A 20924-nucleotide genomic window follows, 5' to 3' on the forward strand; every position below is an offset into this window, starting at 1 on the left:
ACCACCCCGTCGAGTGGCCCCGCATTCACCCGGGTTTGGCTGTGACCACGAGGCCACTCGAGTCAACCACCCCGTCGAGTGGCCCCGCATTCACCCGGGTTTGGCTGTGACCACGAGGCCACTCGACTCAACCACCCCGTCGAGTGGCCCCGCATTCACCGGGTTTGGCTCTGACTACGAGGCCACTCGAGTCAACCACCCCGTCGAGTGGCCACGCAGTCACCCACGTTTGGCTGTGACCACGAGGCCACTCGACGTGGGGGGGTGCGCCGCCGCGCCGGGGGACGGGGCGGGACTGCGCGGCGGCGCGGGCGGCCCTGGGGACGGGGCCGCGTCCACGAGCCGGGTCAGCCGGTCTCGGCCTTGACGGCGAGGACCGGGCAGTCGGCCTCGAGCAGGATCGTCTGGGCCTGGCTGCCCATGATGAGCTTGCCGACGGGGGTGCGACGGCGCAGTCCGATGACGATCAGCTCGGCGTTGGTGTTCCGGGCCACCTCGAGCACCTGCTCGGCCGGGTCCTTGGCCTCGACCTGCTGGGTCACCTCGAACTCGACCCCGGAGCCTTCGAGCTCGGTTCGAACGGCGTCCCAGTCGTCGGCTGACGAGTGGCGCCGGTCGACCAGCGCGTCGCCACGGCTCGCGTTGAGCACGACGAGCCGGGCGCTGCGCCGCCGTGCCTCACCGATGGCGGACGACAGTGCCGCCCGGCCGGTTGGGGAGGGGACGTACCCGACGACGATGGGCATCTCAGAGTCCTTCCACATTGGCGTGAGCGTGAGCGGCGAGCGGCTCGTCGCGGGGGACGTCCGGGCCCGCGGAGTCGCCGCCGCGCCGACCGCGGGCGGCCCGCAGGACCGGGGGCAGCACGAGCAGCAGCACGATGACGAGGTAGACCACCTTCGAGAACCACGTGTCGTAGAGCCCCGACAGGTCGCCGTTGCTGATCTGCAGCGCCCGCCGCAGCTGCTCCTCCGCGACCGGGCCGAGGATGATGCCGATGATCGCCGGGACCACGGGCAGCCCGAAGCGGCGCATGAAGAAGCCGAGGAACCCGATGATGAGCAGCAGCCACAGGTCGAACGTGGAGCTGTTCGCGGCATAGGCCCCGATGCTGGCGAAGAAGAGGATGCCGGCATAGAGGTACGGCCTCGGGATGCGCAGCAGCCGTGCCCACACGGTCGCGAGCGGGAGGTTGAGCCCCAGCAGGATCGCGTTGCCGATGAAGAGGCTCGCGATGAGCGCCCACACCAGGGGCGCCTGCTCGTCGAGCAGCCGAGGCCCGGGCTGTATGCCGTAGCTCTGGAAGGCGCCCAGCATCACCGCCGCTGTGGCCGTGGTCGGGATGCCCAGCGTCAGCAGGGGCACGAGGCCGCCCGCAGCCGAGGCGTTGTTCGTCGCCTCGGGCCCGGCCACACCCTCGATCGCACCCTTTCCGAACTCTTCCGGGTGCTTGGCCAGCTTCTTCTCCGTCGCATAGGACAGGAACGTCGGGATCTCGGCACCGCCCGCCGGGACGGCCCCGAACGGGAAGCCGATCACCGTCCCGCGCAGCCACGGCTTCCACGAGCGGCGCCAGTCCTCGCGGTTCATCCGCGCGCCGTCGACGTGGACGATGTCGAGCGGTGCCCGGCGCAGGTGCGCTGCGACCCACAGGGCCTCGCCCACGGCGAACAGTCCCACCGCGACCACGACGACGTCGATGCCGTCGGCGAGCTCCGGTATGCCGAACGTCAGCCGCTGCTGACCACCGAGGGTCGCGTCGATGCCGATCGTGCCGATGAGCAGGCCGATGCCGAGCGAGGCGAACCCGCGGACCTTCGAGGACCCGAGCACGGTGGTCACGGCGATGAAGGCCAGGACCATGACCGCGAAGTAGTCGGGTGCGCCGAGCTGCACGGCGATCTTGACGATGACCGGAGCCAGCAGGGCCAGGCCCAGGGTCCCGATGGTGCCGGCGACGAACGAGCCGATGGCGGCGGTCGCGAGAGCCGCGGCCCCTCGGCCCTTCTTCGCCATGAGGTTGCCCTCGATGGCGGTGATCACCGACGCGCTCTCGCCTGGGGTGTTGAGCAGGATCGAGGTCGTCGACCCGCCGTACATGCCGCCGTAGTAGATGCCGGCGAACATGATGAAGGCCTGGGTGGGCTCGAGGGTGAGCGTGAGCGGCAGCAGCAGCGCGATGGTCATAGCCGGGCCGATGCCGGGCAGCACCCCGATCGCGGTCCCGAGCAGGACGCCGAGGAACGCATAGAGCAGGTTGATCGGGGTCAGCGCGTCGCCGAAGCCCGAGATGAGGGAGCTGATTCCGTCCATCACAGGATTCCCTTCAGCAGCCCGGCCGGGAGCTTGAGGTCGAGCACCGCGTAGAACAGGTACCAGGTGCTCACCGACATGACGAGCGAGATGACGGCGTTGCGGAGGTAGTGCCGGCTGCCGAGGGCGTAGGACGTGCCGAAGAAGAGGATCGCTCCTGAGATCGGCCAGCCGACCCGCTCGATGAGCACGGCGTTGGCGGCGAACGACGCCGTGAGCAGGCCGATGGTGCGCCAGTCACTGCCGTGGGACAGGTCGACGTCCTCACCACCCTCCTGCTCGCCGCGACCGCCGCGCGCGATGTCGACCGCGAGCAGGACGCCGGTCACGAGGAGCAGGATGCCGACGACGATCGGGACGGTCTTCGAGCTGACCGGGCCCCGGTTCATCGCGATGTCCGCGAGGCTCAGGGCATCCACGATCGCCCAAGCCCCGAGAGCCAGCAGGACCACGACGACGCCGTACTCGGCATACCCGGGCTTCTGCTTCTCGACCGCGTCGTCCGGGGGAAGCCCGTCCGAGGCTGGCCGGTCCGGGGGCAGCCGGTCCGGGGGGACCCGGTCCGCGGGGACCGGGGCGCCGCTGGTCACGGGCCCCGGTCGCACCGGGTCTTGCTGTGGGGACGTCATGACGTCAGGCCGAGTTCCTGCAGGACGCCCGCCACGCTCTCGTTCTGCGCGGTCAGGAAGGACTTGAACTCCTCACCCGACTGGAACGCGTCGGTCCAGCCCTGGTCCGTCAGCGTCTTCTTCCACTGCGCCGAGTCGTGCATCTTCGTCAGGAGGTCGACGTACTGCTTGGTCTTCTCCGGCGAGAGTCCGGGCGGGCCGACGATGCCGCGCCAGTTCGTGAACACCATGTCGACGCCGAGGCTCTTGAGGGTCGGAGCGTCGACACCCTCGACGGGCTTCTCGCTCGTGACGGCGAGGATCTTCACATCGCCGTTCTTGGCCTGCTCGGCGACCTCGCTGATGCCGGTCGCGGCGAACGCGACCTTCTTGCCGAGTACCGCGGTGAGCAGCTCGCCGCCACCGTCGTACGCGACGTAGTTGACGTCCTTGGGCGTGACACCGACGGCCTTCGCGAGCAGCATCGGCGTCAGGTGGTCGGGACCGCCGGCGTTGGAGGCGCCGCCCACGGGCACCGAGCCCGGGTTGGCCTTCCAGGCCGCGACGAGCTGGTCGAGCGAGGTGTAGGGCGAGCCGGCCGGGACGACGATGGCCTCCGACTCCTCGATGAGCTTGGCGATCGGCACGGTGTCGTTGAGCGTGGCCTTCGACTTGTTCGTGTAGACGGCGCCGACGACCCCGAGCCCCATCTGCATGAGGATGTCGTCCTTGCCCTGCTCGTTGACGAGGCGCTGCAGACCGACGGTGCCGCCCGCGCCTGCGGTGTTGAAGACCTCGATCGTGCTGGCGAGCCCGGCGTCCTGCATGGACTTGGCCGCGGCGCGCGCCGTCGTGTCGTAGCCGCTGCCCGGAGAGTTGGGCACGAGCAGGCGCAGGCCCTTGACGGGGCCGGCGGCGGCCTGCGCGGAGCTGGTGTCGGACGACTCGTCCTTGCTGACGCCGCAGGCGGACAGGGCGAGGCTGGCGGCAAGGATCGCGACGCCGACTGTGGTCGTGGTCCGGAAACGCACTGGAGACTCCTTTGTCTGACAGGGCGGGCACCAAAGGCCCGGTTGGTCCGCAAGCGTGCCGAGGCGGCATACGGCTGTCACGGTTAGGAGCGCAAACTCCATTTTGTTCATTCTGCTCAGGCGCACGTTGGCCTTGCCGACGCGGATCGCCAGAATGTCCGCATGAGCGCGACGTGGCGATCACGGTTGCGGCCGCGGAGGTGGACCCTCGCCGGTCGCATGCTAGCCATGCAGCTCGCGATCATGTGCGTGGTGATCATCGGGGTCGTCCTGGTCTCTCTCGCCCAGTCCGACGCACGTGCTCATGAGACGTTCGGGCGGCAGGCGCTCCAGGTGGCCGAGCGGCTCGCCGGGACGAGCGCCATGCGCGAGGCGGCCTCCACGCACAACCCGGACGTCATGAGGGGTGCCCACTACCTCGCGGAGAGCGCCCGTGTCGACTCCGGATCCACGAAGATCATGCTGGCCCTCGCCGACCGCACCGTGCTCGTGTCGACCGACCCCCTTCCGGTGAGGAACGTGGTCCGGCTGCAGCCTGACCCGAGCTATCTCGGGCGCGCGTGGGTCGGCTCGGAGACCGAGTCGGGGGCCGCGATGGCGACCGCGCCGGTGATCAACCCCAAGACGTTCCAGACCGACGGCGTCGTCGTGGTGACCCGGATGCACCCGTCCGCCATGGAGAGCCTGGCGGCGGCACTGCCCAACCTGCTGACCTACCTCGGCATCGCCACCGCCCTCGGGGTGGCAGGCTCCCTCCTGCTCGCTCGTCGCGTCAAGAAGCAGACGCTCGGCCTCGAGCCGCGCGAGATCACCGGTCTGGTCGAGCAGCGCGAGGCCATCCTCCACGGCATCAAGGAGGGCATGCTCGCAGTCGGGCTCGACCGCCGGGTCACGATGGTCAACGACGAGGCCGCGCACCTGCTCGGCATCCCGCAGACCTCCGTCGGACGCCACCTCGACGACCTCGACCCGACGGGTCGGCTCGCGGACATGTTCGCCGAGTCGGACGCCACCCCCGACCGCGTAATCCCTTACCGCGGAAGGGTGCTCACCCTTAACCGTATGCCGGTGCTCAGCCGTGGTCGTCACATCGGGTGGGTCGTGACGCTGCGTGACCGCACCGAGCTGCTCGAGCTGCAGCGTGAGCTCGACGTCACGCGAGACACGACCGACGCGCTGCGCGCCCAGGCCCACGAGTTCAGCAACCGGATGCACGTCGTCACCGGGCTGATCGAGCTCGGCGAGTACGACGAGGCGCGCACCTACGTCCGGCACATCACCGACAGCCAGACCCGGCTCACCCGGAGCATCACGGCGCACGTCGCCGACCCGGCCGTCGCGGCCCTGCTCATCGCCAAGTCGAGCCAGGCCGACGAACGTGGTGTCGAGCTCGAGCTCGACGAGTCGACCGCGCTCAGCAAGCTCGACAAGCTCGACGAGCGGCTGGCGACCGACGTCAACACGGTCCTCGGCAACCTCATCGACAACGCCTTCGACGCTTCGTCCGACGCGGCAGACCCGGTGGTCACCGTCGAGCTCGTCCAGGACGACCGCGCGGTGAGGATCACCGTGCGCGACACCGGTCCGGGCATCGACACCGACCTCGGCGAACGCGTCTTCCGGCACGGTGTCAGCACCAAGGAGGTCGAGCCCGGCGGGCGCCGCGGCATGGGCCTTGCCCTCGTGCGCGTCATCTGCCGCAAGCGGGGCGGCGACGTCCAGGTCAGCCACGACGGCGGCGCGGTGTTCGTCGCCACTCTCCCCTTCGAGCCCGCGACGCTGCCCGGGAGCGCGGCTCGATGATCCGGGTGCTCGTCGTCGACGACGACTTCATGGTGGCGCGCGTGCACTCGAGCGTGGTGTCCCGCCAGGCCGGCTTCCAGGTCGTGGGCGTGGTCCACTCGGCCGCGGCAGCGCTCGAGGCCGTTCGGACGACCCATCCCGACCTCGTCCTGCTCGACATCTACCTGCCTGACCTGAGCGGGCTCGACGTGCTGCGCCACCTGCGCGAGCAGTCGTCCGGCGCGGTCGACGTCATCGTGATCAGCGCCGCTCGCGACGTGGACTCGGTCCGTCGCGCGTTGCACGGCGGCGTGTTCAGCTATCTCGTCAAGCCCTTCGAGATCGAGTCGCTCAGACAGCGGCTGGCCGACTACGCCGACCACCGCGCCGACCTCACCGAGCTGGACGACCGCGACGTGGTGGGCCAGGACGACGTCGACCGCGCCTTCCGCACGCAGGCGGCCCGCCGCACCCAGCGCCTGCCCAAGAGCATCAGCCCCGACACGATCGGCCTCGTGGCACGAGCGCTCGACGAGGCCGGCGACGACGGGCTGTCGGCGATGGAGTGCGCCGAGGCCACGGGCCTCTCCCGCAGCAGCACGCGGCGGTACCTCGACCACCTCGTCGCCACCGGGAGCGCGGAGATGCGGCCGCGCTACGGCACCGCCGGTCGCCCCGAGCGCCGGTACCGCAGCCGCTCCCACTGACCTCCACGCCCCGCCGCCCCAGTCGAGTGGGCGCCCGGTCCCACCAGCCCCATCAGCCCCCTCCCCCACCAGTCGAGTGGGCGCCCAGCCCCACCAGTCACGTGACGGGTGGGGCCCCTGTGACCGGGCGGCCACTCGACAAGACGAACTCGACAAGAGGGAGGGTCCTGACGGCGGCCCCGAGTCTCCATAGTCGAGTGGGCGCCCAGCCCCACCAGCCCCATCAGCCCCCTCCCCCATCCCCCACCAGTCGAGTGGGCGCTCCGCCCCACCAGTCACGTGACGGGTGGGGCCCCTGTGACCGGGCGGCCACTCGACGAAGAGGGAGGGTCCTGACGGCGGCCCCGAGTCTCCCTAGTCGAGTGGGCGCCCAGCCCCACTAGCCCCCACCAGCCCCAGTCGAGTGGGCGCCCAGCCCCACCAGTCACGTGACGGGTGGGGCCCCTGTGACGGGGCGCCCACTCGACGAAGAGGGGGTCCGGGCTCAGGGATGGGCGGCGAGACGGTCGGCGATGGCGTCGAGAGCGACGCCACGCGCGGTGATGACGTGCGCCTCGGCCCGGCGGCGCGCCTCCTGCGGGTCGCGCCCGACGATGGCCCCGAGTATGCCGCGGTGCTCCTCGAGCGCAGCGGTGCGCCGCTCCTGGCTCTCGTTGGTGAAGGGCCGGTAACGGGACATGTGGCCGTCGACCTGCTCGTGGAGCCGGCGAGCCCATCCGTGTCCGGCGACCTGTGCGATGCCGAGGTGAAAGTCGTGACCGGCGCGCATCGCGTCGTCAGCCTGCCCCACGAGGCGGGCGTTGCGCTCCACCAGGTTCGTCAGGTTCGCCGCGTCGTCGTCGGTGAGCCGCCGGGCGGCCTCGGCCGACATGAGCCCCTCGAGGACGGCTCGAACGCCGTAGAGCTCCTCGATGTCGGCAGCGCTGAGCGGCCGCACCACCATGCCTCCGGTCGGCAGCTGGTCGATGAGGTCCTCGGCGAGGAGCAGGCGCAGCGCCTCACGCAGCGGAGTGCGGCTGACCTGCAGCGTTGCCGCCAGCTCGGGCTCGTAGAGCCGCTGCCCCGGGGCGAGCTCGAGGTCGAGGATGCGGCGCCGGAGCTCGGCGTACACGAGCTGGCCGCCCGAGGCGCGCTTCATCCGGTCCACGTCGCGACCTCTCGTTGCACACATGTATACAAGTATGCTTCCATGCACTCAGTCTTGCACGAACCCCCACCAGGAAGGAGCATCCGTGGCACACGTCGCGAACCCTTCGGTCGCCGGGCCCGACACGGGTGCCTCCGCGGCAGCCGAGCGCGTCCTCGTCGCGCCGGCGGCGCTCGCAGCATTCGTGACCGACCTGCTCACCGTCCGCGGCGTGCCGGATGCCGATGCGGCCCTCCTCGCCGACACACTCGTCACCGCCGAGCTCTGGGGACACGCGTCCCACGGCGTGCTGCGACTGCCCTGGTATGCCGCCCGCCTCGCTTCCGGAGCGATGGCGGCGGTCACCGAGGTGGAGACCGTGATCGACCACGGAGCGATGGTGGTGCTCGACGGGCACGACGGAATCGGCCAGGTCGTTGCCCGGCGCGCCGCCGACCTCGGTGTCCAGCGCGCCCGAGCCCACGGCATCGCCGGCATCGCGGTCCGCAACTCGGGCCACTTCGGCACCGCGGCCTACTTCACCCGCGCCGTCGCCGAGGCCGGATGCGTGGCCATCCTCGTGACCAACGCCAGCCCGGCCATGGCTCCCTGGGGCGGGCGCCGCAAGTCGGTCGGCACCAACCCGTGGTCGATCGCCGCCCCCGCCGGCCGGCACGGGGTCGTCGTCATGGACCTTGCCAACACCGCCGTCGCCAGGGGCAAGGTCTACCTCGCCGCCGAGCGGAACGAGCAGATCCCGGACGGATGGGCAGCCACCGCCGACGGCACACCGACGACCGACCCTGCCGCGGCCATCGACGGGCTGATCCTGCCCATGGCCGGCGCGAAGGGCTACGTCATCTCGTTCATGATGGACGTCCTCGCCGGAGTGCTCACCGGCAGCGCTTTCGGTGATGCGGTCGCCGGCCCCTACGACCCGGAGCGGCGCAGCGGAGCGGGCCATCTCCTGGTCGTCATCGACGTCGCATCAGTAGCCGACGCTGACGAGTTCGCCTCTCGCATGGAGCAGCTCGTCGACCAGACCCACTCCGGCGAGCTCGCCTCGTGGGCCGATCGCATCCTCGTCCCCGGCGAGCTCGAGGACCGCGCCCGGGTCGCGAACGAACGCGACGGCATACGGCTGGCACCGGCCACGTGGGCCGCACTGTGCGAGCTGGCCCAGCCCCACGGCATACCCATTCCCGGGACCGACCCACCGACCCACGACCCGAAGGAGACCGCACCGTGATCGCCCTCATCGTCTCGCTCGACGTCATCCCAGAGCGCCTCGACGAGTTCGTCGACGCCATCGGCACGAACGCCGAGCGCTCGTTCAACGACGAGCCGGGCTGCCTCGGGTTCGAGGTGACCCAGGACCTGGCCGACCCGCATCACTTCGTCTTCTACGAGCGGTACGTCGACGAGGACGCGGTGGCAGCACACCGAGCGGCTCAGCACTTCGCCGACTGGCGACGCGCCGCCGACCGCTGCGTCGTGCCCGGAACGCAGCTGAACACCCTTGCCGCTGTGCGGGTCCGGCACAAGGAGGTAGGAGCGGCATGAGGATCCTCGTACTGTCGGGCGACGGCATCGGCTCGGAGATCACGGCGGCCACGCTGCGTGTCCTGGAAGCGGCCGACGAGCTGCATGAGCTCGGGCTCATGGTCGAGTCGGCGCCGATCGGGCTCGCGTCGCTGGCGGCAGAGGGCACGACCCTCCCCGACGCGGTCGTCCAGCGCGTCACCGAGGTCGACGGGACGATCCTCGGCCCGGTCTCGCACTACGACTACCCACCACGCGCCGAGGGCGGCCTCAATCCGTCGGCCGAGCTGCGGACCCGGTTCGCGCTTCACGCCAACATCCGTCCGTGCAGGTCGGTCCCGGATCTGAGCGTGCTGCGAGCGCCGATGGACCTCGTCATCGTCCGCGAGAACACCGAGGGCTTCTACTCCGACCGCAACATGTATGCCGGCTCCGGCGAGTTCATGCCGGACGCCGACTCCGCCTTCTCCATCCGCAAGATCACCGCGCGTGCCTCGGCCACGGTGGCACACGCCGCGTTCGAGCTCGCCCGGACGCGTCGCGGTGTGGTCACCGCGGTGCACAAGGCCAACGTCCTCAAGCTGTCGGACGGGCTCTTCCTGCGGGAGGTGCGCCGCGTCGCCGAGGGCTATGCCGACGTGGAGCTGCGAGAGCTCATCGTCGATGCCGCGGCGGCCCGGCTCATTCGCGACCCCAGTGGCTTCGACGTCATCGTGACGACGAACATGTTCGGCGACATCCTCAGCGACGAGGCGTCCGAGCTGTCGGGCAGCTTGGGGCTCGGCGGAGCGATCAACGTCGGCGAAGGCGTGTGCGTCGCCCAGGCCCAGCACGGCTCGGCGCCCGATATCGCGGGCCGCGGCATCGCCAACCCTGTGTCGCTCATCCGGTCAGCCGCGATGCTGCTCGAGTGGCATGGCAGGCGAGCCGGACGCGCGGAGCTCGTCGCCGCGGCGCAGGCTGTTGACGACGCGGTGAGCGCGGTGATCGCAGAGCCCTCGACTCGCACCCTCGATCTCGGCGGCACCCTCACGACCGCGCAGGTCGCCGACGCGGTCGTCGCCGCCCTGCCGACTCGCGCACTCACATCCGCCCTGTCCCGAGAGGACCACCATGCCTGACCTGCCGAGCACACCCAACCTGCTCATCCGCCCTGACGCCGTCGCGCCGTTCGACCGCGGCAATGGCGTCGTCACGATCCCTTATGTCGGCAAGTGGAACTGCGAGACGAACCGTGTGACAACCGGGCAGACACAGTTCGCCGAAGGCACCGGCCTGCCGCTGCACAGCCACAACGTCGAGGAGTCGGTGCTGATCCTCGAGGGCGATGCAGTGGCCGAGATCGGGGACGAGTCGTTCGATCTCGTTGCGGGAGAAGCAACTTGGGTGCCCGCGGGGGTGCCGCACCGTTTCTACAACCGCGGCGCCGGCACGATGCGGATCTACTGGGTCTATGGCGGCCACGACGTCACGCGGACCATCACCGCCACCGGTGAGACGTTCGAGCATCTGTCGGAGCACGACCGCGGAGGACTGGGCACGCCATGACTGCCACCACCGTCTCAGCAGGGCGGGCGCACATCCAGACCGTCAACCCGGCGAACGGCACTGTGCTGCAAGAGTTTCCGGCGATGACAACCGAAGAGATCGAGGCCGCAGTCGCGGCAGGCGCAGCCGCGTCCCGCGCGTGGGGTTCGACGCCACTGGCCGAGCGGCTCGCCGCCGTCGGGCGGCTGGCGGCCGTGCTGAGGGACCGGACGGACGCCCTCGCCGCGCTCGTCACCAGCGAGATGGGCAAGCCCCTCGCGGAAGCGCGCGGCGAGGTTGCCAAGTCGGCACTCACCGCCGACCACTATGCCGCGCACGGCGCCCGCATCCTGGCCGACCGGCCGGTCGACCTCGACTCCCCCGACGTCACCGCCTGGGTCGCGCACGAGCCGATCGGGTTGGTGCTCGCCGTCATGCCGTGGAACTTCCCGATCTGGCAGGTCATGCGGTTCGCCATCCCCGCGGTCGCGGCCGGAAACGGCGTGCTGCTCAAACACTCGCCCAACGTGACCGGTTCCGCGCTCGCCGTAGCGGGGCTGTTCGAGGAGGCGGCCCTGCCTGCGCATCTCGTCACCGCGCTCGTCATCGCCGAGCGCGACGTGCCTCACGTCGTCGGAAGTCTCGTCGACGACGACCGCGTCGCGGGCGTCACCCTCACCGGCAGCAACAGGGCGGGCGAGCACGTCGGTGCGGCCGCCGGCCGCGCGGCCAAGCCGTCGGTGCTCGAGCTCGGCGGCTCGGATGCCTTCGTGGTCCTCGCTGATGCCGACGTCGAGGCCGCCGCCGCTGCCGCGGTCCGGGCCCGGTTCACCAACGCCGGCCAGAGCTGCGTCTGCGCCAAGCGGTTCGTCGTCGAGGAGCCCGTCGCCGACTCGTTCGTCGAGCGATTCGTCGCGGGCGTCCGTGACCTGCGCGTCGGCGACCCGACCGACCCGACCACCGACATCGGGCCGATGGCGCGCATCGACCTGCGCGACGTCCTCCAGCGACAGGTGGACGCATCGGTCGCTCTCGGTGCCACGGTCGCGCTGGGTGGCCGCAGACTCGACACGGACGGCTGGTTCTACGAGCCGACCGTTCTGGTCGACACCCGGCCCGGTATGCCGGTCTTCGACGAGGAGACCTTCGGCCCCGTCGCAGCCGTGGCGGTCGCCCGCGACGAAGCGCACGCGGTCGCGCTGGCCGGCCACACGGCATACGGCCTGGGTCTGTCCGTCTGGAGCCGCTCGACGGAGCGCGCGGTCGGGGTGGCGCGGCAGGTCACCACCGGCGCGGCGTTCGTCAACGCGGTCGTCGCGTCTGACCCGCGGCTGCCGTTCGGCGGCACCCGCCGCAGTGGCTACGGGCGCGAGCTCGCCGACGCGGGCCTGCTCGCCTTCACGAACCAGCGCACCTACTGGGTCGCCGCCCCCGCCTGACCTCGTCGTCAGCCGGCGGGCAGGGGTGTGCGTGACACCGCTGAGTGGCGAGCGACCTCGCTGAAGCCAGCCCGCTCGTAGAGGCCGATCGCGGGCCCACCGTCCTCCGCGACGATGACCAGGCGCCGGACGTGCGGGTCTTCGTACGCCCACTCGCCCGCCGCGCGCACGAGGGCCCCGGCGATGCCGCGCCGGCGGTACTCGGCGAGCGTCACGACGTCCTGGTAGCGCGCGAGGTCACCGAGCCGCACGATCCCTAGGTTGCCAACGAGACGCACGCCGTCGAGCGCGCCGAACCACCGCGCCCGTCCCGACTCGACGAGGGCGCGCTGCGCCGCAGCGCGCCGCCGCTCGAACACGAGCTGGTCGTCGCGCCGGTCGGCGGGCGTGTCGCTGCCCCCGACGACCGCCGACTGCTCCCAGTCCTCGGGCGTCTCGAGAGACCGCAGCGTGAGGCCGCTGTCAGCGCCAGTGCCCTCCAGCTGTATGCCGTCCCGGGCGTCCCGCGACACAGGCAGTGCCTCCGTGGCGAGGTCGACGTGGACCTCGGCGTCCCAGCCGGCCGCCCGCCAGGCGTCCAGGTCGCCGCCGGCTCTGGTGAAGCCGATCGCGTGATGCGCGCTGGTCGGAAACTCGTGCTCGAACCGGCTTGTCCAGTGGTCGATCTCGGATGTACGGGCCTCACCTGAGACCAGCAGGAAGTTCCCCCACCAGAAGGTCGGGTTGGACTCGGTGCGCACGACGAGATGGTCGCCCGCGTCGATGACCGATGACCCCTGGAGCAGCAGGAGGTCGAGATCGGTGCGCAGCCCGGGAGAGTCGATGTGCACGGTCACCACCAGCCCTGGCGCCGGGCCCATCGCAGGAGCCACAAGCTGATGCCGAGCATGACGGCGAGCACGATGACGAGGTGCTCGATGTCGGTGCCGTCGTTGCCGATGAGGTTCATGCCGTAGATGGACGCGATGGCGGTGATCGGAAGGGTGATCGCCGCGATCACGGCCAGACGCTCCATCGCCACAGTCATCTTCGTCGTGACCCGGGTCTGATAGAGGTCGATGACGCCGACGAGGAACCCCATCTCACCGTCGCCGAGGCTGCGCACCCGCTCGAACTGCTCCGCGAGGTCCCGAGCGTGACGTCGCGCCTCGGCGGGGACGAAGCGCTCCAGCGAGTGGATCCGCGCCTGGATGTCGTACGCCTGTGAGGCCATGGTGCGTGCGGTGCTCAGCTCGTGCCGCAGCAGGAAGAGACGCTCGAGAAGCTCCTCCGGGCGCCGGAAGTCTGCGGCCATGACGGCGTTCTCGAGCTCGGGCAGCTGGCCCGCGACCTGGCGCACCGCTGCGCTCTGACGGCGCGCGATGGCCGAGCCGATGGCATAGGCGAGCTCGTGGGCACTGCCGGGCCGGAGCCGACCGGCCTCGAGGCGCGCGCGGATCGCTCGGGTCTCCTCGGTCGCAGCCTCCTGCGTGAGCACCGGGTTGCGGGGGCCGTGAACGGTGACGAGGTACGTGTCCCCGATCAGCTCGTCGAGCTCGAGGACGTGCACGTGACCGCCTTCCCCGGTGAGGGGTGCGTGGAGGATGACGAACAGGTGCTGCTCGTAGGCGTGGATCGTCGGCACGAAGTTGCGCTCGGCGCAGGCCTGTCGGACCAGTGCGTGCGCCTTGAGCGGGCCGGCGAGCAGCGCGTCCGCATGCTCGTCGTATTCGGGGATGTCGACCCAGACGAACCCGTCGGACCGACCGAGCAGCCCCTCGAGCTCGGACGGCTGATGGTCGGTGATCCCGTCGGCGCTGACGAACGACACCTGCATGGTCCAACTCTGTCACCGCGGCCGCCGCATCGAACCGGATTGGCGCGCTCCTCGCGGTGGGTCACCCGGCGACGCACGCTCCGGTGCTCACCTCGTTGGTGGCCGAGGCGGCCTTGTCCAGAACGGGTTTCGCCTCGTTCAGGGTCAGCGCGTACCCGGTCGAGTCGTCCTCCAGCGACTTGGCGAACACGACCCCTGACACGCGGCCGTTGGTGTCGAGCAGCGGGCCTCCGGAGTTGCCGGGCTGCACCGTCGTGGCGAGCGAGTAGATCTCGCGTACGACGCGGTTCTGGCCGTAGATGTCCAGACCCCGAGCGTCGAGCATGGCCCGGACCCGTGCGGACGACACGCGGTAGGGACCGTCCAGCGGGAAGCCGGGCACCGCCGCCGAGTCGCCGCGCTTCAGCTCACCACCGAGCTGCAGCGGCGGAAGGGCGAGGCCCGGCACGCTGACCACGGCCAGGTCGCGCTGCGGGTCGAAGATGACCACGCGCCCCCGCAGCGCCTGGTCGCCGCCCTCGACCTGCACCTCGTCCGCCCCCGCGACGACGTGCGCGTTGGTGACGATCTTGCCCGGTGAGACCACCCAGCCCGTGCCCTCCTGGCCACGCTGGCACTGCGCGGCCTGGGTGGTCACCTTGACGACGGAGCGGCCGGCCGCTCGGACTGCGGGCAGCCGGGCTACGCCGGGGTCGGGGTCCTGCACCGGGGTGATCGGCTCGGGAGACAGGCCGCCGAAGACCTGCGGGAACCCTTGGCTGGACAGGAAGCCGCGGAAGCTGGCGAACAGCTGGCCGGTCTCCTCGGGCACGACGGCGTTGACGACGCGCAGGACCCGAGACTCGGACATCGCCTTGGCCAGCGACGGGTTGCCGGCGCTGCGGAGCGTGCCGCCGATGAACCAGACGATGAGACTCGCGGCGAGCGTGACGACGATCGCCCCGAGCACCTGGTCGACCCGGCGGAACGAGTTGCTCCCGATCCGTTTGCGGATCGAGCCGCCGACCATGCTGCCGAGCCACTGACCCAGCCAGCCGAACGCCACGACGCCGATGATGAGCGCAAGCACCCTGCTTCGCGAGTCCTGGGCGACGGCGTCCCAGTGCGACAGCCCCGACGGGAGCAGCCAGATCGCGATGAGTGCGAACCCGAAGAAGCCCACGAGCGAGAAGACGCTCTGGATGAGCCCCTGCCGGTAGCCGGAGTAGCCGTACGCGACGAGCAGCACGATCAGGGCGATGTCGAGCACCACGCTCCCGGTCATCGTCGCGGCCCTCCGAAGTAGCGCTCCGGCAGCGGGCGGTGCACGCCGGCGTCCCACGGCCGGCTCAGCCCCGCGATCTCGAGCACCGCGCTGACCAGCCCTGCCGTGAACCCCCAGAGCAGCAGCTCGTCGAGGTCGAAGCCGGGGCCGACGAAGCCCGACGGATGCGTCACCGAGAAGCGCGTGGCCGGGTCGACCAGGTGCGACACCGGGACAGCGAGCACGTCGTGCACCTCGGCCGGGTCGCGCACCGACAACGGCGACGGGTGCGCCCACCAGCCGAGCACCGGGGCGACGACGAACTGAGCGGGCGCGAGGTAGAGCGTGGGCAGCTGCGTGACGACCTCGACACCGCTCGGGTCGAGCCCCGTCTCCTCCGCGGCCTCGCGCAGCGCGGTCTCGACGAGGTCGGCGTCACCCGGGTCACGCGAGCCGCCGGGGAAGGCGATCTGGGCCGGCTGGGTGCGCATCGTGTGCGACCGCTCGATGAGGACGAGGTGCTCGTCCGCGGAGGATGCACCGGCCGGCGGCGGGCCGAAGAGGATGAGGACGGCCGACTCGCGCCCCCCTTCCTCGGGCGGCACGAAGTGCGAGAACCATTCAGGCGCAGCGTCTTCCAGCTTCACCGCGAGGTCGTCGATCCATTCGGGCCGCGGCGCGGCATCGCCGACCGCGCCGGCCTTGCCGCCCCCCAGCGTCGGGGACGGCTCGATGGTGCCCGACCTGCCGGCATACGTGATCCCGCTGAGCGTCGACGTCACTGTCCCACCCAGCTCACCGGTCCACCCTGCTCACCATGGCAGCCGAACAGGTCACCTCGGCGACAGCCGAATATGTCACCTCGGCGGCAGCCGAACAGGTCACCCCGGCGACAGCCGAATATGTCACCTCGGCGACAGCCGAATATGTCACCTCGGCGACAGCCGAATGTGTCACTTCGGGGCCAGCTCGAACTTGAGCAGCTTCGCCGCCTTGTCGGGGTCGGTCTCACCGATCCCGTAGGCGGGACACCACCGCGCGACCGGGCAGGCGCCGCAGGCGGGCCGCTTGGCGTGGCAGGTGCGGCGGCCGTGGAAGATCACGACGTGGCTGAGCATCGTCCAGTCGCGGCGCATGAACAGCGCCCCGACCGCGTGCTCGACCTTCACCGCGTCGGTCTCCTCGGTCCAGCCGAAACGGCCGGCGAGCCGGCCGAAGTGTGTGTCCACGGTGATGCCGGGAACGTTGAAGGCGTTGCCGAGCACGACGTTGGCCGTCTTGCGGCCGACGCCGGGCAGGGTCACGAGGTCCTTGAGCCGCCCCGGCACCTCGCCGTCGAAGTTCTCCACGAGCGCGGCGCCGAGCTTGATCAGCGCGTCGGCCTTGTTCCGGTAGAAACCGGTCGGCTGGATGATCGTCTCGAGCTCGACGCGGTCCGCGCCGGCGTAGTCGGCGGCGGTGCGGTACTTCGCGAAGACGATCGGTGTCACCTTGTTGACCCCGACGTCGGTCGTCTGAGCCGACAGGATCGTCGCGACGAGCAGCTCGAGCGGAGTGGTGAAGTCGAGCTCGCAGTGGGCGTACGGGTAGCGGTCGTGCAGCGCGCGGTACATCTTCCGAGCTCGACGGACGCGCGCGACCGGCGTCTCGTCGGCGGTCACGAGGGCACGGGCAGACACAGACGACACTGTATGCCGCCGGGCTGGGTGGTAACGACACCGGCCACGTCCGCTCCGGCGCGGTCTCGGTCCCCGGCCCTCAGGCGCCGACACCCGACGGACAAGCACCCGGGACGTCGTCGCGGAGGGCGGGCGGCGGCATACGGCACGTGGCACACTGACCCCGTGGATCTCGACGTGGTGAGGCGCGCGCCCCTGTTCAAGGCTCTCGACGACGAAGCGGCCGCTGCGCTGCAGTCGGAGATGTCCCCGAGCCGCATGGAGCGCGGCGACGTGCTCTTCCACGAGGGCGACCGCGGCGACACGCTCTATGTCATCGCCGAGGGCAAGATCAAGCTCGGCCGCACGAGCGCCGACGGCCGGGAGAACCTCGTGGCGATCCTCGGGCCGGGCGAGATGTTCGGCGAGCTCAGCCTGTTCGACCCGGGCCCGCGCACGATGACCGCGACCGCGGTCGCCGAGACGCAGCTGCTCGGGCTCGGCAACGACTCGCTCACGGGGCTGCTCACCGGGCGCCCCGAGGTGTCCAAGGCGCTGCTCGCCGCGCTCGCGCAGCGCCTGCGCCGCACCAACGCCCACCTCGCCGACCTCGTGTTCACCGACGTGCCGGGCCGCGTCGCCAAGGCGCTGCTCGACCTGTCCGAGCGGTTCGGGCGGCCGGTCGAGGGCGGCATCATGGTGTCCCACGACCTCACGCAGGAGGAGCTGGCGCAGCTCGTCGGCGCCTCCCGCGAGACGGTCAACAAGGCGCTGGCCGACTTCGCGACGCGCGGCTGGCTGCGGCTCGAGGCGCGGGCGGTGCTGCTGCTCGACGTCGAGCGGCTCAAGCGCCGCGCCCGCTGACCTCTCGGAGGTACTCGAGCTGGGCCTGCACCGAGAGCTCGGCCGCCGGCCACACGCTTCGCGGCACGTCGGAGTAGACGCGCTCCACGACCTCGTATGCCGTCTGCGCACCTTCGGCGACCGCCTGACGCACCTGGTCGAGCCGTTCGGCGCGGTGCTCGAGGTAGAACGTCACCGTCGCTGCCGCGTCCTCGACGAACGGTCCGTGTCCGGGCAGCAGGCTGGCGACCGTGCCTGCCTGGGTGAGGCCCTCGATCCGGTCGAGCGAGCCGAGGTAGGCCTCGAGGTTGCCGTCGGGCCAGGCCACGACGGTGGTGCCGCGGCCGAGGATGGTGTCGCCGGTGAGCAGGGTGTTGTCGGCAGGCAGCACGAAGCAGAAGGAGTCGCTGGTGTGGCCGGGAGTCTCGACGGCGAGGATCTCGAGCCCGCCCACGGCGATCGTCTCTCCGGCGCGGATGTCGTCGTGGCCGCGACCGAAGCCTCGCACCGGCGCTCCCGTCAGCTGGTGGAAGTGGTCGGCGCTCTCGGCGTGGTCGTCGTGACCGTGTGTCAGCAACGTGAGTGCGACGCGCCGCCCGGTCTCGGCGACGTGGTGAAGCACCGTCTGAAGGTGCCCCTCGTCCAGCGGGCCCGGGTCGACGACGACCACCTCCGAGGAGCCGGGCTCGGCCAGGACCCAGGTGTTCGTCCCGTCCAGGGTCATCGGCGACGGGTTGTGGCAGAGCACGCAGGTGGCCCGCTCGCTGACCAGCCCGCCGGCCCAGGCCGGGTCTGGCGCAGCTCCCTTCACGGCTGCCGCTCCGTGGGCTCGACGAGATGCTCGACCACCATGGCTGGCCCGGCAGGGCCCTCGACGACCTCCGGCATGATGAGCGGCAGGTGCTCGGTGTGCAGGACGAAGTCCGCGGCGCTGCCCGCGGCTGCGATCTGCTCCACGCACACGACCGTCGGCGGGAGCATGAGAGCCGACCCGGCGGCATACTCGCGGAGCAGCTCGTCGGGGACGACCCACCCCGCCTCGTCCGCCTCCGAGGTGTCCCCGTCGGCGAGCTGGTGCGACGGCATGAGCGCGGCGAAGAACCACGTGTCGAACCGCCGGGGCTCGAAGACGGGCGTCAGCCAGTGCGCCTTGGCGGCGATGAGATCCGAGCGCAGGACGAGCCCGTTGTCGGCGAGCACCTGCCCGAGCGATGCGGCCCGTGAGACGAGGTCGGCACGAACCTGGCGCCAGCGCCCGTCGACGACCTGCGCCAGTGGCCCGTTCGCCGACGGACCGGCGAGGAGCACGCCGCACTCCTCGAAGACCTCTCTGACGGCGGCGGCGACGTACATCTGCGCCTCGGCAGAGCTGCAGCCCAGGCGGTCGGCCCACTCCGACGGCGACGGGCCCGCCCACGGCAGGTCGACGTCGCCGTCGCGAGCATCGACGCCTCCGCCAGGGAACACCATGGTGCTCGGCGCGAACGCCATGCCGGCGACCCGTCGGAGCATGAACACCTCCGTGCCGCCGCTGGCGCCGCTGCCGCCGCTGCCGCCGCTGCCGCCGCGGCTGCCGATGTCGCGCACCAGCATCACCGTGCTCGCGCGGCGCGGTTCGGCCGCCTCCCAGCGCTCGCCCGCCAGCCAGCGCGTGGCCGCCTCGGCCATGCCCGGCGCGGCCGGCAACGGGAAGTATCGACCCACGGGCACCGCCTCAGTCCGCGACGGAGACGACGACCTCGACCTCGACGGGGGCGTCCAGCGGGAGCGCGGCGACGCCGACGGCTGACCGCGCGTGAATTCCCTTGTCACCAAAGGCTTTCACCAGCAGCTCGCTCGCACCGTTGATGACACCGGGGTGGCCGGTGAAGCTCGGGTCGGAGGCGACGAAACCGACGACCTTGACGACGCGAGCGACCTTGTCGAGGTCACCGACCTCGGACTTGATCGCAGCGATGGCGTTGAGGGCGCACGTCTGGGCGAGCGTCTTCGCGGCGTCCGCGTCGACCTCGGCACCGACCTTGCCCGTGGCCGCGAGGGACCCGTCGACCATCGGCAGCTGGCCGGAGGTGAAGACGAGGTTGCCGTCTCGGACGACGGGCACGTAGGCGGCCACCGGCGGGACGACCTCGGGCACGGTCAGACCCAGCTCGGCAAGGCGCTGTTCGACGGCGGACACGTCAGCTGCCCTTGGGACGCTTGAAGTAGGCCACGAGGCTCGTGCCGTCCGGGCCGTTGACGATCTGCACGAGCTCCCACCCGTCGGCCCCGAAGTTGTCGAGGATCTGCTTGGTGTTGTGGATCAGGAGCGGTGCGGTGAGGTATTCCCACGTGGTCATGGCCATCACCCTACTCAGTGCCCCGGACGGCCTCGCTGGGTGCGGGAGTGGCGCTGGTTACGTTCTCGGCCCACGATGTCGGCCATGACGACGGCCCCCGGCTCGAGCTCCGACGCCGCTCCACCCTCACCCTCAGACCCAGCCGCCGACCCGGCTCGCGACCCGGCTCGCGACCCGAGGTCGGAGGCCATCCTGTCGCGGACCTCACCCCCGGCCGAGACGACGCGGACCTACGGCCCGGACGCGGCGCAGGTCTACGACGTCCTGCGCCCCGCACCCGGGTCGACTCCCCAGCCGGCCACCGTCGTGGTGGTCCACGGGGGCTTCTGGCGGGCGGCATACGACCGGGCGCACGCGATGCCTCTGGCCCTGGGTTTCGCCGACGCGGGGTACCACGTCGCGCTGGCCGAGTACCGCCGGGCAGGTATGCCGGGTGGCGGCGTCCCCGGGACCCTCGACGACGTGCGCGACCTCGTCGTGGCCGTGGCTCGTGACGAGGAGCTGCCTGGGCCGCTCATCCTCGTCGGGCACTCCGCCGGCGGCCACCTCGTCGCCTGGGTGGCGAACCAGCCGTGGGCGCGCGAGGCAGGAGTGGTCGGCGTCGTCGCCCTCGCCGGGGTCGTCGACCTCGGCACAGCGGACCGGCTCGGGCTCGGTTCCGGTGCGGTGCGGGCCTTCGTGGGCACCGGACCCGGCACTCCGGCATTCACCGCGGCGGACCCGATGAGCTCGCTCCCGCCACGGGTCCCGGTGCGCCTCGTCACCGCCGACCAGGACGACACGGTCCCGCCCGGGGCGGCGACGGACTACCTGGCGCAGGCTGTGGCGGCCGGCGGGGATGCGACCGAGCAGGTCGTGCGTGATGCCGGCCACTACTCGCTCATCGACCCCGACGACCCGGTCTTCGCGACCGTCCTCGCCACCGTCGCCCCCCTGACCCCCTGACCCCC

At 71.1% G+C, this 20924-nt stretch carries 23 protein-coding genes; 9 read left to right on the plus strand and 14 right to left on the minus strand.

The features are described 5' to 3' along the window. Nucleotides 1–347: 347 nt before the first annotated feature. The 4 genes from ACWEOW_RS15115 to ACWEOW_RS15130 are packed head-to-tail and all read right to left on the minus strand — an operon-like array spanning nt 348 to nt 3952. The gene (locus tag ACWEOW_RS15115; protein ID WP_452270037.1) at nt 348–746 is read right to left on the minus strand and encodes a universal stress protein; all 399 of its coding nucleotides are present in this window, start codon (nt 744–746) and stop codon (nt 348–350) included. A 1-nt stretch (nt 747) separates the two neighbouring features. Next, nucleotides 748–2313, minus strand: coding sequence for a tripartite tricarboxylate transporter permease (locus tag ACWEOW_RS15120; RefSeq protein WP_452270038.1), 1566 nt, complete (start codon nt 2311–2313; stop codon nt 748–750). Further along, nucleotides 2313–2942 (minus strand): tripartite tricarboxylate transporter TctB family protein, encoded by a 630-nt coding sequence (locus tag ACWEOW_RS15125; RefSeq protein WP_452270039.1) that lies wholly within the window; start codon nt 2940–2942, stop codon nt 2313–2315. The genes ACWEOW_RS15120 and ACWEOW_RS15125 overlap by 1 nt, the downstream gene beginning before the upstream one ends. Next, nucleotides 2939–3952 (minus strand): Bug family tripartite tricarboxylate transporter substrate binding protein, encoded by a 1014-nt coding sequence (locus ACWEOW_RS15130; RefSeq protein WP_452270040.1) that lies wholly within the window; start codon nt 3950–3952, stop codon nt 2939–2941. Before ACWEOW_RS15130 ends, ACWEOW_RS15125 begins: the two co-directional genes overlap by 4 nt. Before the next feature lie 228 nt (nt 3953–4180). On the opposite strand from ACWEOW_RS15130, the gene ACWEOW_RS15135 reads away from it, so the two are divergent. Together ACWEOW_RS15135 and ACWEOW_RS15140 are read left to right on the plus strand one after the other, a co-directional pair. Continuing rightward, complete coding sequence (locus ACWEOW_RS15135; RefSeq protein WP_452270041.1) at nt 4181–5755, plus strand: sensor histidine kinase; 1575 nt, start codon at nt 4181–4183, stop codon at nt 5753–5755. Next, nucleotides 5752–6441, plus strand: coding sequence for a response regulator (locus ACWEOW_RS15140; protein ID WP_452270042.1), 690 nt, complete (start codon nt 5752–5754; stop codon nt 6439–6441). Before ACWEOW_RS15135 ends, ACWEOW_RS15140 begins: the two co-directional genes overlap by 4 nt. Before the next feature lie 484 nt (nt 6442–6925). Here the strand turns inward: ACWEOW_RS15140 and ACWEOW_RS15145 are convergent, their stop codons facing one another. Further along, the gene (locus ACWEOW_RS15145) at nt 6926–7612 is read right to left on the minus strand and encodes a GntR family transcriptional regulator (protein WP_452270043.1); all 687 of its coding nucleotides are present in this window, start codon (nt 7610–7612) and stop codon (nt 6926–6928) included. 61 nt (nt 7613–7673) lie between these two features. On the opposite strand from ACWEOW_RS15145, the gene ACWEOW_RS15150 reads away from it, so the two are divergent. From ACWEOW_RS15150 to ACWEOW_RS15170, 5 genes are read left to right on the plus strand one after another with little or no spacing between them, the layout of a single operon-like run. Then, the gene (locus ACWEOW_RS15150) at nt 7674–8816 is read left to right on the plus strand and encodes an Ldh family oxidoreductase (protein WP_452270044.1); all 1143 of its coding nucleotides are present in this window, start codon (nt 7674–7676) and stop codon (nt 8814–8816) included. Then, on the plus strand, nt 8813–9130 hold the full coding sequence (locus ACWEOW_RS15155; RefSeq protein ID WP_452270045.1) for a putative quinol monooxygenase: 318 nt from the start codon (nt 8813–8815) through the stop codon (nt 9128–9130). The genes ACWEOW_RS15150 and ACWEOW_RS15155 overlap by 4 nt, the downstream gene beginning before the upstream one ends. Continuing rightward, nucleotides 9127–10230: an isocitrate/isopropylmalate dehydrogenase family protein gene (locus tag ACWEOW_RS15160; RefSeq protein ID WP_452270046.1), complete on the plus strand. Its 1104-nt coding sequence runs from the start codon at nt 9127–9129 to the stop codon at nt 10228–10230. The genes ACWEOW_RS15155 and ACWEOW_RS15160 overlap by 4 nt, the downstream gene beginning before the upstream one ends. Further along, nucleotides 10223–10657 (plus strand): cupin domain-containing protein, encoded by a 435-nt coding sequence (locus tag ACWEOW_RS15165; protein ID WP_452270047.1) that lies wholly within the window; start codon nt 10223–10225, stop codon nt 10655–10657. The genes ACWEOW_RS15160 and ACWEOW_RS15165 overlap by 8 nt, the downstream gene beginning before the upstream one ends. Then, nucleotides 10654–12075 carry an aldehyde dehydrogenase family protein gene (locus tag ACWEOW_RS15170; protein ID WP_452270048.1) on the plus strand — a complete coding sequence of 474 codons (1422 nt, stop codon included), beginning with the start codon at nt 10654–10656 and terminating at the stop codon, nt 12073–12075. The genes ACWEOW_RS15165 and ACWEOW_RS15170 overlap by 4 nt, the downstream gene beginning before the upstream one ends. 8 nt (nt 12076–12083) lie before the next feature. Here ACWEOW_RS15170 and ACWEOW_RS15175 read toward each other — a convergent pair whose 3' ends face one another. From ACWEOW_RS15175 to nth, 5 genes are all read right to left on the minus strand, one after another. After that, nucleotides 12084–12905: a GNAT family N-acetyltransferase gene (locus ACWEOW_RS15175; protein WP_452270049.1), complete on the minus strand. Its 822-nt coding sequence runs from the start codon at nt 12903–12905 to the stop codon at nt 12084–12086. A gap of 2 nt (nt 12906–12907) precedes the next feature. Next, nucleotides 12908–13891 carry a CorA family divalent cation transporter gene (locus tag ACWEOW_RS15180; protein ID WP_452270050.1) on the minus strand — a complete coding sequence of 328 codons (984 nt, stop codon included), beginning with the start codon at nt 13889–13891 and terminating at the stop codon, nt 12908–12910. 61 nt (nt 13892–13952) lie between these two features. Then, nucleotides 13953–15155 (minus strand): MarP family serine protease, encoded by a 1203-nt coding sequence (locus ACWEOW_RS15185; protein WP_452270051.1) that lies wholly within the window; start codon nt 15153–15155, stop codon nt 13953–13955. Beyond that, nucleotides 15152–15916, minus strand: a complete 765-nt coding sequence (locus ACWEOW_RS15190; RefSeq protein WP_452270052.1) for an NUDIX hydrolase — start codon at nt 15914–15916, stop codon at nt 15152–15154. Before ACWEOW_RS15190 ends, ACWEOW_RS15185 begins: the two co-directional genes overlap by 4 nt. A gap of 171 nt (nt 15917–16087) precedes the next feature. Next, nucleotides 16088–16747 (minus strand): endonuclease III, encoded by a 660-nt coding sequence (nth, locus tag ACWEOW_RS15195; RefSeq protein ID WP_452270146.1) that lies wholly within the window; start codon nt 16745–16747, stop codon nt 16088–16090. A gap of 231 nt (nt 16748–16978) precedes the next feature. Here nth and ACWEOW_RS15200 point away from each other — a divergent pair, with 231 nt between their 5' ends. Then, a complete protein-coding gene (locus tag ACWEOW_RS15200) occupies nt 16979–17656 on the plus strand; it encodes a Crp/Fnr family transcriptional regulator (protein ID WP_452270053.1) in 678 nt (225 codons plus the stop codon). Here the strand turns inward: ACWEOW_RS15200 and ACWEOW_RS15205 are convergent. Genes ACWEOW_RS15205 through ACWEOW_RS15220 form a run of 4 tightly spaced genes read right to left on the minus strand, consistent with a single transcriptional unit; the run spans nt 17637 to nt 19974 of the window. Further along, nucleotides 17637–18446 carry an MBL fold metallo-hydrolase gene (locus tag ACWEOW_RS15205; protein WP_452270054.1) on the minus strand — a complete coding sequence of 270 codons (810 nt, stop codon included), beginning with the start codon at nt 18444–18446 and terminating at the stop codon, nt 17637–17639. The two genes, ACWEOW_RS15200 and ACWEOW_RS15205, sit on opposite strands and share 20 nt — an antisense overlap. Then, on the minus strand, nt 18443–19339 hold the full coding sequence (locus tag ACWEOW_RS15210; RefSeq protein ID WP_452270055.1) for an NUDIX hydrolase: 897 nt from the start codon (nt 19337–19339) through the stop codon (nt 18443–18445). The genes ACWEOW_RS15205 and ACWEOW_RS15210 overlap by 4 nt, the downstream gene beginning before the upstream one ends. Nucleotides 19340–19349: 10 nt before the next feature. Continuing rightward, nucleotides 19350–19814 carry a RidA family protein gene (locus tag ACWEOW_RS15215; protein ID WP_452270056.1) on the minus strand — a complete coding sequence of 155 codons (465 nt, stop codon included), beginning with the start codon at nt 19812–19814 and terminating at the stop codon, nt 19350–19352. A 1-nt stretch (nt 19815) separates the two neighbouring features. Next, a complete protein-coding gene (locus ACWEOW_RS15220; protein ID WP_452270057.1) occupies nt 19816–19974 on the minus strand; it encodes a hypothetical protein in 159 nt (52 codons plus the stop codon). 84 nt (nt 19975–20058) lie between these two features. Between ACWEOW_RS15220 and ACWEOW_RS15225 the strand changes: the two genes are divergently transcribed. After that, complete coding sequence (locus tag ACWEOW_RS15225) at nt 20059–20919, plus strand: alpha/beta hydrolase (RefSeq protein ID WP_452270058.1); 861 nt, start codon at nt 20059–20061, stop codon at nt 20917–20919. The last annotated feature ends 5 nt before the right edge of the window (nt 20920–20924 follow it).

It is taken from the genome of Monashia sp. NPDC004114 (assembly GCF_053603855.1).